The following is a 14,581-nucleotide window of genomic DNA, read 5'->3' on the forward strand; positions in this document are numbered from 1 at the left end:
GGCGAGAAACCGGCGGGCAGCAATGATCGATGTTGAAGACCTGATCGCCCTTGTCCGCAACTACAACCCGCGCACCAATGCCGATCTGATCCGAACCGCCTATGACTATGGGCGCAAGATGCACGAGGGCCAGTTTCGCCACTCGGGCGAGCCCTATTATACCCATCCCGTGGCGGTTGCGGCGATATTGACCGAGCAGCGGCTGGATGATGCCACCATCATCACCGCGCTCTTGCATGATACCATCGAGGATACCCGTTCGACCTATTCCGAGGTCGCCAAGCTTTTTGGTGCTGATATCGCCGAACTGGTCGATGGCGTCACCAAGCTGACCAACCTGCAACTGTCGTCGTCGGAAACCAAGCAGGCCGAGAACTTTCGCAAGCTGTTCATGGCGATGTCGAAGGACCTGCGGGTGATATTGGTCAAGCTTGCCGACCGGTTGCACAACATGCGCACGATCCGCTCGATGAGGCCGGAAAAGCAGGCGCAGAAAGCCCGCGAGACGATGGAGATCTTTGCGCCGCTGGCCGGGCGCATGGGCATGCAATGGATGCGCGAGGAACTGGAAGACCTTGCCTTCAAGGTGCTGAACCCGGAGGCGCGCAAATCGATCATCCGGCGCTTCATCACGCTGCAAAAGGAAACCGGCGACGTCATCCCGCGCATCACCGCAGATATCCGCACCGAGCTGGAAAAGGCACATATCGAGGCCGACGTGTTCGGCCGCGCCAAGCGCCCCTATTCGATCTGGCGCAAGATGCAGGAAAAGCAGCTTTCCTTTTCGCGCCTGTCCGACATTTACGGATTTCGCGTCATCACAAGGTCCGAGGCGGATTGCTATGCGGTGCTTGGGCTGATTCATCAGCGCTGGCGCGCCGTGCCCGAGCGGTTCAAGGACTATATCAGCCAGCCGAAATCGAACGGCTACCGCTCCATTCACACCACGGTTTCGGGGCGCGATGGCAAGCGGGTGGAGGTGCAGATCCGCACCCGGCAGATGCATGAGGTGGCCGAGGCCGGGGTTGCGGCGCATTGGTCCTACCGCGATGGCGTGCTGGCACAAAACCCGTTTGCGGTGGACCCGGCGAAGTGGATTGCCACGCTGACCGAGGGTTTCGACGAAGGCGACCACGACGAGTTTCTGGAGAATGTGAAGCTAGAGATGTACACCGATCAGGTGTTCTGCTTCACCCCGAAAGGCGAAGTGGTCAAGCTGCCCAAGGGTGCCACCCCGATCGATTACGCCTATGCGATCCATACCCGCATCGGCAATTCCTGCGTCGGGGCCAAGGTCGATGGCATAAGGGTGCCGCTCTGGTCTCGGCTGAAGAACGGGCAATCGGTGGAAATCATCATTGCCGAGGGGCAGCGCCCGCAGGCGACGTGGCTCGACATCGTGGTGACCGGCCGCGCCAAGGGCGCGATTCGCCGCAGCCTGCGCGAGGCCGACCGTTCACGCTTCGTGAAACTCGGGTCGGAACTGGCGCGGGTGGCGTTCGAGCATGTCGGGCGCAAGGTTTCGGACAAGGCCCTGCGCACCGCCGCCAAGACGCTTGGCCTGCCCGATGCCGACGAACTTCTGGCGCGTCTCGGCTCGGCCGAACTGACCGCGCGCGAGGTGATCGCCGCGATCTATCCCGAGCTTGCGGCCCGCCCGGCCGAAGAGGTTGATGCCCGCCGCCCGTTGGTCGGCCTTGGTGCCGATCAGACATTTCGGCGCGCCGGATGCTGCCAGCCGCTGCCGGGAGAGCGGATCGTCGGGATCACCTATCGCGGCATGGGGGTGGTGATTCACACCATCGATTGCCCGGCACTTGCAGAGCTCGAGGATCAGCCCGACCGCTGGGTTGATCTGCAATGGCAAGAAGGGCGGCACCCGCCCGCCTACACCGTTCGGCTGGCGCTGACGATTGCAAACGGGGCGGGGGTGCTTGGCCATATCTGCACCTTGATCGGCAGCCAGAAAGCCAATATCGCAGACCTGCACTTCATCGACCGCAAGCCCGATTTCTATTCGATCATCATCGAGGTCGAATTGCGCGATGTGGAGCATCTGCACACGCTGATGACGGCGCTTGAGGCCGAAAGCGACGTGGCGCAGATCGAACGGCACCGCGATATGGCGTGCAAACCCTGAGGGGTGGAAGGGAGACGCAGGACTTGGTTTTCAAGAGGCGCGACCGCCGCAGTATCTGGCAGACAGCGCTCGGCTGGCTCTGGCCGCGCGGTGGCTGGAAGCGCGCGCTTCAATATCTGCGCCACCGGCTTGTCCGCCTGCCCGATCAGCCGCACCGGATTGCGCGCGGCGTTGCGGCGGGGGTATTCATTTCATTCTCACCGCTGTTCGGGCTGCACATGCTCGGCGGGGCAGCGATTGCCTGGGCGATGCGCGGCAATGTGATTGCGGCACTTCTGGCCACCTTCGTCGGCAATCCGCTGAGTTACCCGTTCATTGCGCTGGGTGGGATGCGACTTGGCCACGCCATGCTCGGCGGCCACTTCGATGGCGGCATCCGGCATTCGTTCTGGCGCAGCTTTGGTGATGCGACCCACGATCTGCGGCTCAATTTCCTCGCGATGTTCACCGATGCGCCGACCCATTGGGCCTCGTTGGCAACCTTTTTCTACGACATTTTCCTGCCCTATCTGGTCGGCGGCACGGTGCTGGGCGTGGTCGCCGGTTTGGTGGCCTACTACCTGACCCTGCCGGTCATCATTGCCTATCAGCACCGCCGCCGCCTGCGCATCAAGGAGCGGTTCGATGCGCTGAAGGCCAAGCTGATCGCCCGCGCCGAGGACCGCAACGACAATACCCCGAAATCCTGACAGCGCCGTGCCGCAAGCCGTTTGCACAGCCCATTTCCCTTGCCGCGTCGGCGCGCTAGAGTCTGTCTGGCGCAGATAAAAGCGCCAGACAGACTCTAGCTTCCTGGTTCGTCGCCTGTCTTGCGACAAAACCGGATTCCACTTTTGTCGGACAGGCTCTAGTCTGACCGCACCCGAGGGAGCCCGATCCATGCCCAGCACCGCTGCCCGTTTGCGCCTTGGCGTCAACATCGATCACGTGGCCACCTTGCGCAACGCGCGTGGTTCGGCCTACCCCGATCCGCTCCGGGCGGCGCTTTTGGCCGAGGCGGCGGGGGCCGATGGCATCACCGCCCATCTGCGCGAAGACCGGCGACATATCCGCGACGCCGATATTGCGGCGCTGATGGCGGGTCTCACGCGGCCGCTCAACTTCGAAATGGCGGCAGTGCCCGAGATGCAGGATATTGCGCTGGCGCATCGCCCGCATGCCGTTTGCCTGGTGCCCGAACGGCGCGAGGAACGCACCACCGAGGGCGGGCTCGACGTGGCGGGCGACGAGGCGCGGCTGACCGCCTTCATCGCGCCGCTGCGTGCTGCCGGTATCAGGGTTTCGCTATTCATCGGCCACGCGCCCGCGCAAATCGCCGCGGCCGCGCGAACCGGGGCGGCGGTGGTGGAACTGCATACAGGTGCCTACTGCGACCTGCACGCCGAAGGTCGGCTGGCCGAGCGGGACGCCGAACTGGCGGCACTGCGCCAAGGTGCCGCGCTGGCACATGGGCAGGGGCTGGAGGTGCACGCGGGCCACGGCCTCAGTTTTGAAACCGTGGGCCCGGTGGCCGCGATCCCGCAACTGCGCGAGCTGAACATCGGCCATTTCCTGATCGGTGAAGCGGTGTTCATCGGCCTTGGCCCGGCCATTGCCGAAATGCGCCGCCTGATGGATGCCGCGCGCGCATGATCCTTGGCATCGGCACTGATCTTTGCAACATCGACCGTATCGCCGGGGTGCTCGAACGCCATGGTGCGCGCTTTCGCAACCGCGTCTTCACCGAGGTCGAGCAGGCGCGGGCCGAACGTCGCGCCGATGTGGCCGGCACCTACGCCAAGCGCTGGGCAGCGAAAGAGGCCTGTTCCAAGGCGCTCGGCACCGGGCTGCGCATGGGCATATCCTGGCGCGACATGGCGGTTAGCAATCTTGCCAGCGGCCAGCCGGTGATGCACCTGACCGGCTGGGCCGCCGACAGGCTGGCCGCGATGACCCCGCCGGGCCATCTGGCAATCGTGCATGTGACGCTGACCGATGACCACCCATGGGCGCAGGCTTTCGTGGTCATCGAGGCGCGCGCGCTTGCTTGACTTGCCGCCTCGCCCGGCGCAAGAGGTGCGGGATTTATGAAGCAGGAGCAGGCGCAGATGTCATCCAAGGCCTCCGAAGGCATTGTCGAAACGATCAAGACGGTGGTCTATGCGCTGCTGATTGCTGGGGTTTTCCGCACGCTCTTCTTTCAGCCCTTCTGGATCCCGTCAGGCAGCATGAAGGAAACGCTGCTGATCGGCGATTTCCTGTTCGTCAACAAGATGGCCTACGGCTATTCGCGCTATTCCTGCCCCTTCGCCATGTGCCCGTTTACCGGCCGCCTGTTCTCCTCCGAACCCGAGCGCGGCGATGTTGCGGTGTTTCGCCACCCGACACATGGCGATGACCTGATCAAGCGGGTGATCGGCCTGCCGGGCGATACCGTGCAGGTGAAGGCGGGCGTGCTCTACATCAACGGTGCTGCCGTGCCTTCGGTGCCCGCTGGCGTTTTCACCGAGGTCAAGGAACAGCAGGGGCCGCAGGGCCTGGTGCCGCTTTGCGCCAACGACCCGGTGGGACGTGGCAATCTTTGTGAAAAGCCGCGGGCAATCGAGACCCTTCCCGGCGGCGTGAGCCATTCGGTGCTGAACATTTCCGAAAGCGCCGCGGGTGACAATACCGCGCTTTTCACCGTGCCTGCGGGCAACTACTTCTTCATGGGTGACAACCGCGACAATTCGGGCGACAGCCGCTTTCCCGCCGCGGGCGGCGGGCTTGGCATGGTTCCGGCAGAATACCTGATCGGCCGCGCCGACCGGATCATGTTTTCTTCCGCGGGCCGTTCGCTGTTCTATTTCTGGACCTGGCGGAGCGACCGTTTCTTCAAGGCTGTCGAGTGAAGCTTTCGGCTGAAATCGCTGCTTTCCAGAGCCGAATCGGGCATCGTTTTTCCGACCCCGCGCTGCTCGCGCGCGCGCTGACCCATGCCTCGGTCGCCAGCCCCGCCCGGCTCGACAACCAGCGGCTGGAATTTCTGGGCGACCGGGTGCTTGGCCTCGTGCTGGCCGAAACCCTGCTGCAGGCCGATCCCGCCGCCACCGAGGGCCAGCTGGCACCCCGTTTCAACGCGCTGGTGCGCAAGGAAACCTGCGCCGACGTAGCGCGACAGATCGGGCTCGGCGATGTGCTCCGGCTGGGGCGAAGCGAGATGATGTCGGGCGGGCGGCGCAAGGAGGCGGTGCTGGGCGACGCGATGGAGGCGGTGATTGCCGCCGTCTACCTCGACGCAGGCCACGCCGCGGCACGCGATCTGGTACGCAGGCTTTGGGGCCCCCGGGTGGACGAAGTGGCCGAAGACGCGCGCGACGCCAAGACCAGCTTGCAGGAATGGGCGCAGGCGCGCGGCCTGCCGCCGCCGGATTACCTCGAAGTCTCGCGCGACGGCCCCGACCACGCGCCGCAGTTCACCATCGAGGTGCGGCTGGTCTCGGGCGAGGTTGAGCGAGCGGTCGCCGGTGCGAAGCGGCAAGCGGAACAGGCGGCGGCAAAGTCCCTGCTGGCGCGGATGGAGAGAACCGATGGCTGAACCGACACGCGCGGGTTTTGTTGCCCTGATCGGAGAACCCAACGCGGGCAAATCGACCCTGCTCAACCAGATGGTGGGGGCCAAGGTCTCGATCGTCACCCACAAGGTGCAGACCACCCGCGCCCGCATTCGCGGCATCTGCATGGAAGGGCAGGCGCAGATCGTCTTCGTCGATACCCCCGGCCTGTTTCGCCCGCGCCGCAGGCTTGACCGCGCGATGGTCGCCGCCGCCTGGGGCGGGGCGGCCGATGCCGACCTTGTGGTGCTGCTGATCGAGGCGCATCGCGGCCTGACCGAGGGAGTGAAAGCGGTGCTTGAAACCCTGCGCGAGCGGCTGGGCGGGCGCAAGGTGGCGCTTGCCATCAACAAGATCGACAAGGTCAGGGCCGAGAGCCTGCTGCGCCTTGCCGAGGAAATGAACGCGGCTTTCCCGTTCACCAGGACCTTCATGATTTCCGCCGAAAAGGGTTATGGCGTCGCCGATCTGCGGCTCTGGCTCGCCTCGGAACTGCCAGAAGCGCCGTGGTATTACCCCGAAGACCAGATCGCCGATGTGCCGATGCGCCAGATCGCCGCCGAGATCACCCGCGAAAAGCTGACCCTGCGGCTGCACGAGGAACTGCCCTATCAGTTGACCGTCGAGACGGAGAACTGGGAAGACCGCGCCGATGGTTCAACCCGCATCGATCAGCTGATCTATGTCATGCGCGATGGCCACAAAGGCATCGTGCTCGGCCACGGCGGCGAGACGATCAAGAGCATCAGCCAGGCGGCGCGGGCCGAAATCGCGGCTTTCCTTGGCCGCCCGGTGCATCTGTTCCTGCAAGTGAAAGTGCGGCCGAACTGGCTTGAAGAGCCGGAGCGCTATACCGAGATCGGGCTCGACTTCAAGGATGGCAACTGAACCTCGCCTTGCGGCAGATTTCTGGGTGCGCGCCTATCTGGCGCGGCTCGGTCTTGCCAATATCCCCGCCTACATCACCCACCGGGGCGATGCCACCGCAGGCGCGGTGCTGGTCAAATGCGCCACGCTTGACGGTCGCGCGCGCGCCTTGCATCGCAGCTACGATCTTGCCAGCGGCGCTCTGGTCTGGGTGACGCTTGCCGAGGGTCCGGAGGCGGAAGTCGATGCTGCCATCGCCCGCCAGCGCCGCTACGACAGCGACCTTTGGGTGATCGAGATCGAATCGCGCGACGGCCGCACTTTGCTTGATGAGCCGGGGCTTTCCGGCTAGCGGCAAATGCTTCAGCGAAATATCCTGCGGGGGTGCGGGGGTGCAAAACCCCCGACTTGCCTGCGGCAAGGTGCCTCCGGCGGGGATATTTTGGCTGAAGCAAGCTGCAAGGGGGGGGCATGGACTGGCGCGACGAAGGCACGATCCTATCGCTGCGCCCGCATGGCGAGACCTCGGCGATCATCGAGGTTTTCACCGCCGCGCATGGCCGCCATGCGGGCGTGGTGCGGGGCGGCGTGTCGCGCAAGTTCGCGGCGACGCTGCAACCGGGCAGCCGGGTGGCGGTTGCATGGCGCGCGCGGCTCGAGGATCACCTCGGCGCTTTCAGCGTCGAGCCGCTGCAAAGCCGCGCCGGGGTGCTCGCCGACAGGCTGGCATTGATGGGGTTGAATGCAGTTACGTCGCTGTTGCTGTTTGCGCTGCCCGAGCGCGCGCCGCACCCGCCCCTCTTCCGCGCCAGCGAGGCGCTGTTCGATGCGCTGGCGGAGCGGGGCGCAGGCTGGCCGCTTGCCTATCTGCGTTGGGAACTGGGGCTGCTGGAGGAACTGGGCTATGGGCTCGACCTTAGCCGCTGCGCGGTGACGGGCGGGCGCGAAGACCTTGCCTATGTCAGCCCAAAGACCGGGCGCGCGGTCAGCAGAGATGCCGCGGGCGACTGGGCGGAGCGGTTATTGCCGCTTCCGGCCTGCCTCATGGGGCAGGGAGGTGCCAGCGGCGAGGAGCTGGCGCAGGGCCTTGCCACCACCGGCTTTTTCCTTGAACACCGTCTGGCGCGCGATCTTGGCGGGCGGGCGCTGCCCGAGGCGCGGGCGCGCCTGGTCGAGGCAATGGGGCGCGCTATTCCAGCAGGCGGCGGGCAATGACCTGCGCCTGTATTTCGGCGGCACCTTCGAAAATGTTGAGGATGCGTGCATCGCAGAGGATGCGGCTGATCTGGTATTCCAGCGCGAAGCCGTTGCCGCCGTGGATTTGCAGCGCATTGTCTGCCGATGCCCAGGCGATGCGCGCGCCCAGCAGTTTCGCCATGCCCGCCTCCAGATCGCAGCGCTGTCCGTGGTCTTTTTCCCAGGCCGCGAAATAGGTCAGCTGCCGCGCTATCATGATTTCCACCGCCATCATTGCCAGTTTTCCGGCGACGCGGGGGAAGGCGATCAGCGGTTGGCCGAACTGCCTGCGCTCCTCGGCGTATTTCATGCCGACCTCGACCGCCGATTGTGCCACGCCAATGGCGCGGGCGGCGGTCTGGATGCGGGCGCTCTCGAAGGTCTGCATCAACTGCTTGAAGCCCTGCCCCGGCACCCCGCCCAGAAGGTTCTCGCCCGTGACCTTGAAGCCGTCGAACCCGAGCTCGTATTCCTTCATGCCCCGGTAGCCGAGCACTTCGATTTCGCCGCCGGACATGCCGGGGGTGGGGAAGGGGTTTTCGGCGGTGCCGGGGGTCTTTTCGGCGAGGAACATCGAAAGCCCGCGCCAGTCGGTGCTTGCGGGGTCGGTGCGGGCCAGCAGGGTCATCACATGGGTGCGGGCGGCATGGGTGATCCAGGTCTTGTTGCCGGTCACTTCCCAATCGTCGCCTGCCGGCACGGCACGGGTGCGCAGCGCGCCGAGATCCGAGCCGGTGTTGGGTTCGGTGAAGACGGCGGTAGGCAGGATCTCGCCCGTGGCGAGAGCGGGAAGCCATTTGGCCTTCTGCGCCTCGGTGCCGCCGCACAGGATCAGCTCGGCGGCAATTTCGGAGCGGGTGCCAAGGCTGCCGACGCCGATATAGCCGCGCGAAAGTTCTTCCGACACCACCACCATGGATGCCTTGGAAAGGCCGAGGCCGCCGAATTCTTCGGGAATGGTCAGGCCGAACACGCCCATGTCGGCCAGTTCGGTGATGATTTCCATCGGAATCAGCTCGTCGCGCAGGTGCCAGCCATGGGCGTTGGGCACAACGCGGGCGTCGGCGTAGCGGCGGAACTGATCGCGGATCATCTCCAGCTCGTCGTCGAGCCCGCTTGCACCGAAGGTGGCGCGACCGTGGTTGTCCTGCATCAGCGCCACGAGGCGGGCGCGCGCGGCGGGCGCGTTGCCTGCCGTCATCAACCGGGTGGCGGCAGGACCGGGGGCCCAGCTTTGGCCAAGATCGGCGAGGCGCGCGACCTCATTCTGGCTCATTGCGATGCCGCCGGCGATCTGGCACAGGTATTCGCCAAAGCCGATCTGCAGGATCAGCGCCTCCATTTCGCCAAGCTTGGCTTCAGCTTCAAGCCGCGCTGCCCAGGCGTAAAGCTGCGCCAGCGCCTGGCCGTAGGTGGCCAGCCACGCCAGCCCATGCGCCGCCGACTGTTCGGCATCGAGCGCGCGGGCGGAGACCTTGCCGCCGCTTGAGACCCTGGCCTTGACCGATGCGGTGGCGGCGGCAACCAGCGCCGCGACCTCGGGCAGCGCGGCGGCAGCAAGCGAGAGCGCGTCGGGCATAAGCGGGGCGGGGGCGTTGGGCATGGTGGCAGGCTCCTGATGCTGCAAGTGCATCGTGCTTAGGGCCTTCGCATTCGCAGCGCAATAATAATTCGCCGATGGCGCGGCTCACGAAGCATTCTGTCGCTGCCGAATCTGGCTGCGCCTGCCCGCGCCGCGCGATATAGCGACGCGGGAATTGGCGGGAGCGTTGGTATGTTCGGCATGGAACCCTGGGCCTTGGCGCTGGCGCTGGCGGTTACCGGGTTCGCGGGCTTTGTGAAGGGTGCCGTCGGTTTTGCCATGCCGATGATCATGATGTCGGCCTTTGGCTCGTTCCTTTCGGCTGAGACCGCGTTGGCGCTTCTGATATTGCCCACCGTTGTCACCAATATCGCGCAGGCGTTCCGGCAGGGCTGGCGCGCGGCCTGGGATTCGGTGCTGAAATACCGGTTGCACATCGGCATGCTGATGATCTTCATTCCGATCTCGGCGCAGTTCGTGCGGTTCATTCCGCAAGGCTGGATGTATGGCCTGCTCGGGGTACCGATTGTCGGCTTTGCGGCGCTGCAACTGGCGGGCCGCAGCCTTGCGATCAGCATCCGCCACCGGCGCAGGGCGGAGGCGGGGCTGGGCGTCATTGGTGGGCTTTATGGCGGCATCTCGGGGATCTGGGGGCCACCGTTGCTGGTCTATCTGCTTTCGACCGGGGCAGGAAAGGAAGAGACCGTGCGGGTGCAGGGCGTGGTGTTTCTGATCAGCGCGGTGATGCTGCTTGGCGCGCACCTTGCCTCGGGGGTGTTGAACGCCCTTACGCTGCCCGTCTCGGCACTGATGATGGTGCCAGCGATGGCGGGAATGTGGCTGGGTTTTCGGTTGCAGGATCGGCTGAACCCGGCGCGGTTCCGGCGTTGGACGCTGGTCCTTTTGGCGCTGACCGGGCTGAACCTTTTGCGCCGCGCCCTTGGGGCCTGAGGCTCAGGCGGCGACCGGGGCGTGAAACCGCGCCCGCGCGGCGGCAAGCGAAGCGGCCTCGTAGGGGCGCAGTTCGCGCAGCACCGGGCGGCGGTGGGTTGGCAGTTGCCCCAACGCGGCAAGGGCCGCAAGCGCCGTTGTGGCGGCAAGCTCGGGGGCCGCGGCCAGCGCACCGGCATAAAGGCTTTCCATGTGCAGGCCGTCTGCGACAAGCAAGTGGTGGCCCCGCAGAAGAATTCCGTGCCAGGTCAGCACGCCCGGCCGCTCGATATGGCAGGCCGAAACCCCGTCGACCAGATGCCGGGCTTCAACCAGAACAGATTCAGTGCCGAACAGGTATTCAATCGTGGTGTCGTGGGTGGCTATGCGGGTCTGCGGCAGCACCCAGAGATCGCGGCTCCGCCCGAAGCGGCCTGCGCCAAGCCGGATCGGTGCCAGCGCGCCAAGCGCGGGCAGCGCCAGAGAGCCCGACCAGAGCACCTCTTGCGCACCGGCATCGGCGGTTTGCACCCGGTCGCCCGCGCGGATTTCCGCGGCAGGGCGGGGACCATCGGGGGTGTCGATCGGGGTCGAAGGCGCGAAAGCTGCGCCCGGCCCAACCGGCACCGCGCCGTCGTTGAACGCGAGCCACAGAAGCGCGCCACCTTGCGCTGCCGCACCATGCCCCGCCAGCAGCGCAACCAGATCGGCCTGCGGCAGCGGCAGCGGGTTCAGCCCGGCAGCCTGCCGGATTGCGCCGCGATCCAGCGCCTCAAGCGTCAGCAGGCTTTGCCGTGCCGGGGCATCCCAGCCATAGCTCAGCCGGAACTGCCCCCCGGCACCAAAGAGATCGGCGGCCGCCAGCGAAACCGTTGCCAGCGCTTGCCCCTGTCGCTGATGCAGGATCAGCCGCCCGTCACCCGACAGAGCGAGTGACAAAAGCCGCGGCCAGCCTTCGCGGCTTGCCATATGCACCAAGGGCAACGGTCCTTTCTGGCCACGTTCCAGCGCAAATTCCGCAAGCAGGGTGCCGCGCGCCAGAAGCTGCGGCAGCGCCACGCCGGGCAAAGGTTCGCCGCCGGTGCCGCGCTGGCAAAAGCCAAGCCAACCGTGCCGCGCCATCGCCATGCGTTCGCCTGCGAATGCCATCCCTAGGCCGCCTCCGCCCGCGATAACAGCACCTGCGCCTCGAAGCTGCGCAGCGACCTTCGCGCCGCCGGGCTGTAACCTGCACCGGTTTCGGGGTCGAGTTCAGGAAACAGCGCAAGAATTTCCGCAGCCAGCGGCGCGTCGAACGCGCCCATCACCTGCGGCCCCGGCAGGAAGCTTTCCGTGGCCAGCCCTTCGGGCCAGATCACCTGATGGCGGTCAAAAAGGATGTGAACGTATTCCACCATGCCGCCTTCGACGCGGGTCACCGTGGTGCCGTTCACCAGATCCTTGGCGGCTACCAGCACTTCGGCATCACCAAACAGGAGTTCGGCCAGCGGATCGCGCACCAGAACCCGGTGCTGTGGCGAAAGCCAAAGCTCACCATGCGCGCCAAAGCTGCCTGCGGCGATGCGGATCGGGGCAAAGCTGCCCGCCGCAGCCACAAGCCGCCGCCCCGCCCAGCGCAACGGCTGCGCGCCCGCGTCCTGCGTCAGCACCAGATCGCCCGGTTGCAGCGCCTCGACCGGAACCAGGCCACCGGGGGTTGCAATGCGAGTTCCGGCGACGAAGCAGGGCACCTGATTGACCGTGACGTAGGCCACGTCCGAAGGGCCACTGCTGCTGCCAACGGTGTAGGTAAAGTTTACCGCCTCGGTGTCGGCATCGCCCAGTACGGTCAGCGTGCCATCGGCATTGAGGGTGATCTGCTGCCCGGTCGCCAAGGTGATGGTGGAGCCGACACTGACAGCCTGGCCGTTGATATGGGTGATGGTCAGCGTGCTGCCGCCCGGTCCGGTATCGTTGGCAAGCACATCAAGCGTCTTGCTTTGCCCCGGTGCCAGCGTCAGCGTGTCATCATGGGCAATGAGCGCGGTCTGCACGCTGTTGCTTGCGATCAGCACGTTCGAGTCATACTGCGCGTCGCCGACATCGGCGATGCCGATGCGCAGGGTGTTCACCTGCCCCGGTATCACCGTCATCTTCAGCGTCATGGTAACGGTGAAGCCGTCCATCTCGGTGTTGTAGGCGTCGGTGGTGTTGTCGATGTAGAGGTTCTGGTTGTTGGCGCCGTTGATGCCGGTCACCGAGGCATCGCCGTTGCCGATGGTCATTTCCACCGCGACACCGTTGACCCAGACCCCCACCAGGTCGTTGTAGATCGAGTTGATGTATTCGGGGTATTCCTCGGATGCGAACACGAACTGCATGGTCATCGTGTCGCCGGTGGGAATGAAATTGACGGTCAGGATCGACGCGTCATAGGTGTTGGTGCCGGCGAGGGCATTGAACATCGCGTCATTGTTCGGCCCGGTCGTGTCAGTCGAGGTGTTGGTGGCGCGGTTCGGGTCGCCGTTCGATTGGGTAAAGCTCGCGGCGTTGCCGGTTGAAAGGATCACCCCGGTATCGGAAGGCGTCGCGTCGGGAGAGAGCGCATCGCCACGCCCGTAAATGGCCGAAGAGTTCGCAGCCCCGGTGTAACTGGCGGAAACCACCGTAACGCCATCGCCAAAAATCTCATTGGCCATCTGCAACGCCGAGGCGTTGGTCTTATAGGATAATTCGGCGCCTGTCGCCATTTCCGCCCCATCTATAGGAGGCAACGCAAACGATGCTACAGGATCTTGTGTCCTGCTTGCCCTAACATCTTGCCGCTCGGTCGGGGTTCGTTGACCCCATGCGTTTGCCCTGCCTCAGGGATTTTCATTTTTCGTAACGTTATGACGTGGTTATGCCACGTTCCTAACAGTTTCTTAGTGCAATGTGGCATGCCCTGCAATGCGTGCCCCGGAGGCAACAGCACCCTGCCCCCGGTTGCGCGGCTGCCTGCGCCGCGCTAGGGCTTGCGCGAGCAGCCGGGAGCCTCGCAATGCCGATGACCGCCACCGACCCCGTCGCACTGACCGCCGCGCTTGTGCGCTGCCCCTCGGTCACGCCAGCCGAGGGCGGCGCGCTGGTGCTGCTTGAAAACCTGCTTGCTGCGGCGGGTTTTGAATGCAGCCGCGCCGACCGCAACGGCATTTGCAACCTCTATGCGCGCTGGGGCAAGCGTGGTGCCAACCGCAGCTTTGGCTTCAACGGCCACACCGACGTGGTGCCGGTCGGCGATGCGGCAGCATGGACCCGCGACCCGTTCGGCGGCGAGATCGTCGATGGCTGGCTTTGGGGGCGTGGTGCCACCGACATGAAATCGGGGGTCGCGGCCTTTGTCGCCGCCGCCATCGACTTCGTGCACACTACCCCGCCCGATGGCGCGCTGATCCTGACCATTACCGGCGACGAGGAAGGCGCGGGCCGCGATGGCACCCGCGCGCTTCTCGATCACATGGCCGCCGCGGGCGAAAGCATGTCGGTCTGCCTGGTGGGCGAGCCGACCTGCCCGGAAACCCTGGGCGAGATGATCAAGATCGGGCGCCGTGGTTCGCTTAGCTGCTGGTTCACCGCCGAGGGTGTGCAGGGCCACGCCGCCTACCCGCAGCGCGCGAAGAACCCGCTGCACGCGCTGGTCACGCTGCTTGCCCGCCTCACCGCCGAACCGCTCGACACCGGCACCGCGCATTTCGATGCTTCAAGCCTGCAGATCACCACCATAGATTGCGGCAACCCGGCCTCGAACGTCATCCCGGCGCGCGCCGGTGCCACGGTCAACATCCGCTTCAACGATGCCCACACCGGTGCCGGCCTGTCCGGCTGGCTAGCCACCCAGGCGGCGCGGATCGAGGCAGAGTCCGGGGTGAGGATCGGCCTGCGCATCGACATTGCGGGCGAAAGCTTCCTTACCGCGCCGGGTGATTTTGTCGCCATGGTCCGCCACGCCGTCGAAGCCGAAACCGGCCTTGCGCCCGTGCTATCCACCTCGGGCGGCACTTCGGATGCGCGCTTTGTCAAGGATCACTGCCCGGTGCTCGAATTCGGTCTGGTCGGCAAGACCATGCATCAGGTCGATGAACGGGTCGAGGTGGCGCAGATCGTGGCGCTGAAACGCATCTACAGCCGCATCCTCGCGGATTATTTTGCCTGAGGTTTCTCCTTCGCCCAAATACCCTCGGGGGTCCGGGGGGCGAGCCCCCCGGCGCGTGACGCCAAGCTTGGCCTGTGCTAGGG

Annotated in this window: 14 protein-coding genes; 11 read left to right on the plus strand and 3 right to left on the minus strand. The window is 65.4% G+C overall.

What is annotated here, in order from left to right; all coding sequences use genetic code 11:
- The first annotated feature begins 22 nt into the window (after positions 1–22).
- From Q8J98_RS10720 to recO, 9 genes are all read left to right on the plus strand, one after another.
- Positions 23–2,140, plus strand: coding sequence for a bifunctional (p)ppGpp synthetase/guanosine-3',5'-bis(diphosphate) 3'-pyrophosphohydrolase (locus Q8J98_RS10720; RefSeq protein ID WP_305294333.1), 2,118 nt, complete (start codon positions 23–25; stop codon positions 2,138–2,140).
- Positions 2,141–2,163: 23 nt separating this feature from the next.
- Positions 2,164–2,829 carry a DUF2062 domain-containing protein gene (locus Q8J98_RS10725; protein ID WP_305294335.1) on the plus strand — a complete coding sequence of 222 codons (666 nt, stop codon included), beginning with the start codon at positions 2,164–2,166 and terminating at the stop codon, positions 2,827–2,829.
- A 190-nt stretch (positions 2,830–3,019) separates the two neighbouring features.
- The gene (locus Q8J98_RS10730) at positions 3,020–3,772 is read left to right on the plus strand and encodes a pyridoxine 5'-phosphate synthase (RefSeq protein ID WP_305294336.1); all 753 of its coding nucleotides are present in this window, start codon (positions 3,020–3,022) and stop codon (positions 3,770–3,772) included.
- Entirely contained in the window at positions 3,769–4,170 is a 402-nt protein-coding gene (gene acpS, locus Q8J98_RS10735; RefSeq protein ID WP_305294337.1) for a holo-ACP synthase, read from the plus strand. Before Q8J98_RS10730 ends, acpS begins: the two co-directional genes overlap by 4 nt.
- A gap of 57 nt (positions 4,171–4,227) precedes the next feature.
- Positions 4,228–5,010, plus strand: a complete 783-nt coding sequence (gene lepB, locus Q8J98_RS10740) for a signal peptidase I (RefSeq protein WP_305184896.1) — start codon at positions 4,228–4,230, stop codon at positions 5,008–5,010.
- A complete protein-coding gene (gene rnc / locus Q8J98_RS10745; RefSeq protein WP_305294338.1) occupies positions 5,007–5,696 on the plus strand; it encodes a ribonuclease III in 690 nt (229 codons plus the stop codon). Before lepB ends, rnc begins: the two co-directional genes overlap by 4 nt.
- The gene (gene era, locus Q8J98_RS10750) at positions 5,689–6,600 is read left to right on the plus strand and encodes a GTPase Era (RefSeq protein WP_305184899.1); all 912 of its coding nucleotides are present in this window, start codon (positions 5,689–5,691) and stop codon (positions 6,598–6,600) included. Before rnc ends, era begins: the two co-directional genes overlap by 8 nt.
- The gene (locus Q8J98_RS10755) at positions 6,590–6,931 is read left to right on the plus strand and encodes a DUF1491 family protein (protein ID WP_305184900.1); all 342 of its coding nucleotides are present in this window, start codon (positions 6,590–6,592) and stop codon (positions 6,929–6,931) included. Before era ends, Q8J98_RS10755 begins: the two co-directional genes overlap by 11 nt.
- A 119-nt stretch (positions 6,932–7,050) precedes the next feature.
- Complete coding sequence (recO, locus tag Q8J98_RS10760; RefSeq protein WP_305294339.1) at positions 7,051–7,794, plus strand: DNA repair protein RecO; 744 nt, start codon at positions 7,051–7,053, stop codon at positions 7,792–7,794.
- Here recO and Q8J98_RS10765 read toward each other — a convergent pair.
- Positions 7,769–9,418: an acyl-CoA dehydrogenase family protein gene (locus Q8J98_RS10765; protein ID WP_305294340.1), complete on the minus strand. Its 1,650-nt coding sequence runs from the start codon at positions 9,416–9,418 to the stop codon at positions 7,769–7,771. The genes recO and Q8J98_RS10765 overlap by 26 nt on opposite strands.
- 171 nt (positions 9,419–9,589) lie before the next feature.
- Between Q8J98_RS10765 and Q8J98_RS10770 the strand changes: the two genes are divergently transcribed.
- A complete protein-coding gene (locus Q8J98_RS10770; protein ID WP_305294341.1) occupies positions 9,590–10,348 on the plus strand; it encodes a sulfite exporter TauE/SafE family protein in 759 nt (252 codons plus the stop codon).
- 3 nt (positions 10,349–10,351) lie between these two features.
- Here Q8J98_RS10770 and Q8J98_RS10775 read toward each other — a convergent pair whose 3' ends face one another.
- Both Q8J98_RS10775 and Q8J98_RS10780 read right to left on the minus strand, forming a co-directional pair.
- Positions 10,352–11,476, minus strand: coding sequence for a Hint domain-containing protein (locus tag Q8J98_RS10775; RefSeq protein ID WP_305294342.1), 1,125 nt, complete (start codon positions 11,474–11,476; stop codon positions 10,352–10,354).
- 2 nt (positions 11,477–11,478) lie between these two features.
- On the minus strand, positions 11,479–13,056 hold the full coding sequence (locus tag Q8J98_RS10780) for a choice-of-anchor L domain-containing protein (RefSeq protein WP_305294343.1): 1,578 nt from the start codon (positions 13,054–13,056) through the stop codon (positions 11,479–11,481).
- A gap of 296 nt (positions 13,057–13,352) precedes the next feature.
- On the opposite strand from Q8J98_RS10780, the gene dapE reads away from it, so the two are divergent.
- The gene (gene dapE, locus Q8J98_RS10785) at positions 13,353–14,498 is read left to right on the plus strand and encodes a succinyl-diaminopimelate desuccinylase (RefSeq protein WP_370868081.1); all 1,146 of its coding nucleotides are present in this window, start codon (positions 13,353–13,355) and stop codon (positions 14,496–14,498) included.
- Positions 14,499–14,581 lie beyond the last annotated feature (83 nt).

Origin of the sequence: Phaeovulum sp. (assembly GCF_030684035.1) — a bacterium.
Classification (GTDB): domain Bacteria; phylum Pseudomonadota; class Alphaproteobacteria; order Rhodobacterales; family Rhodobacteraceae; genus UBA6213.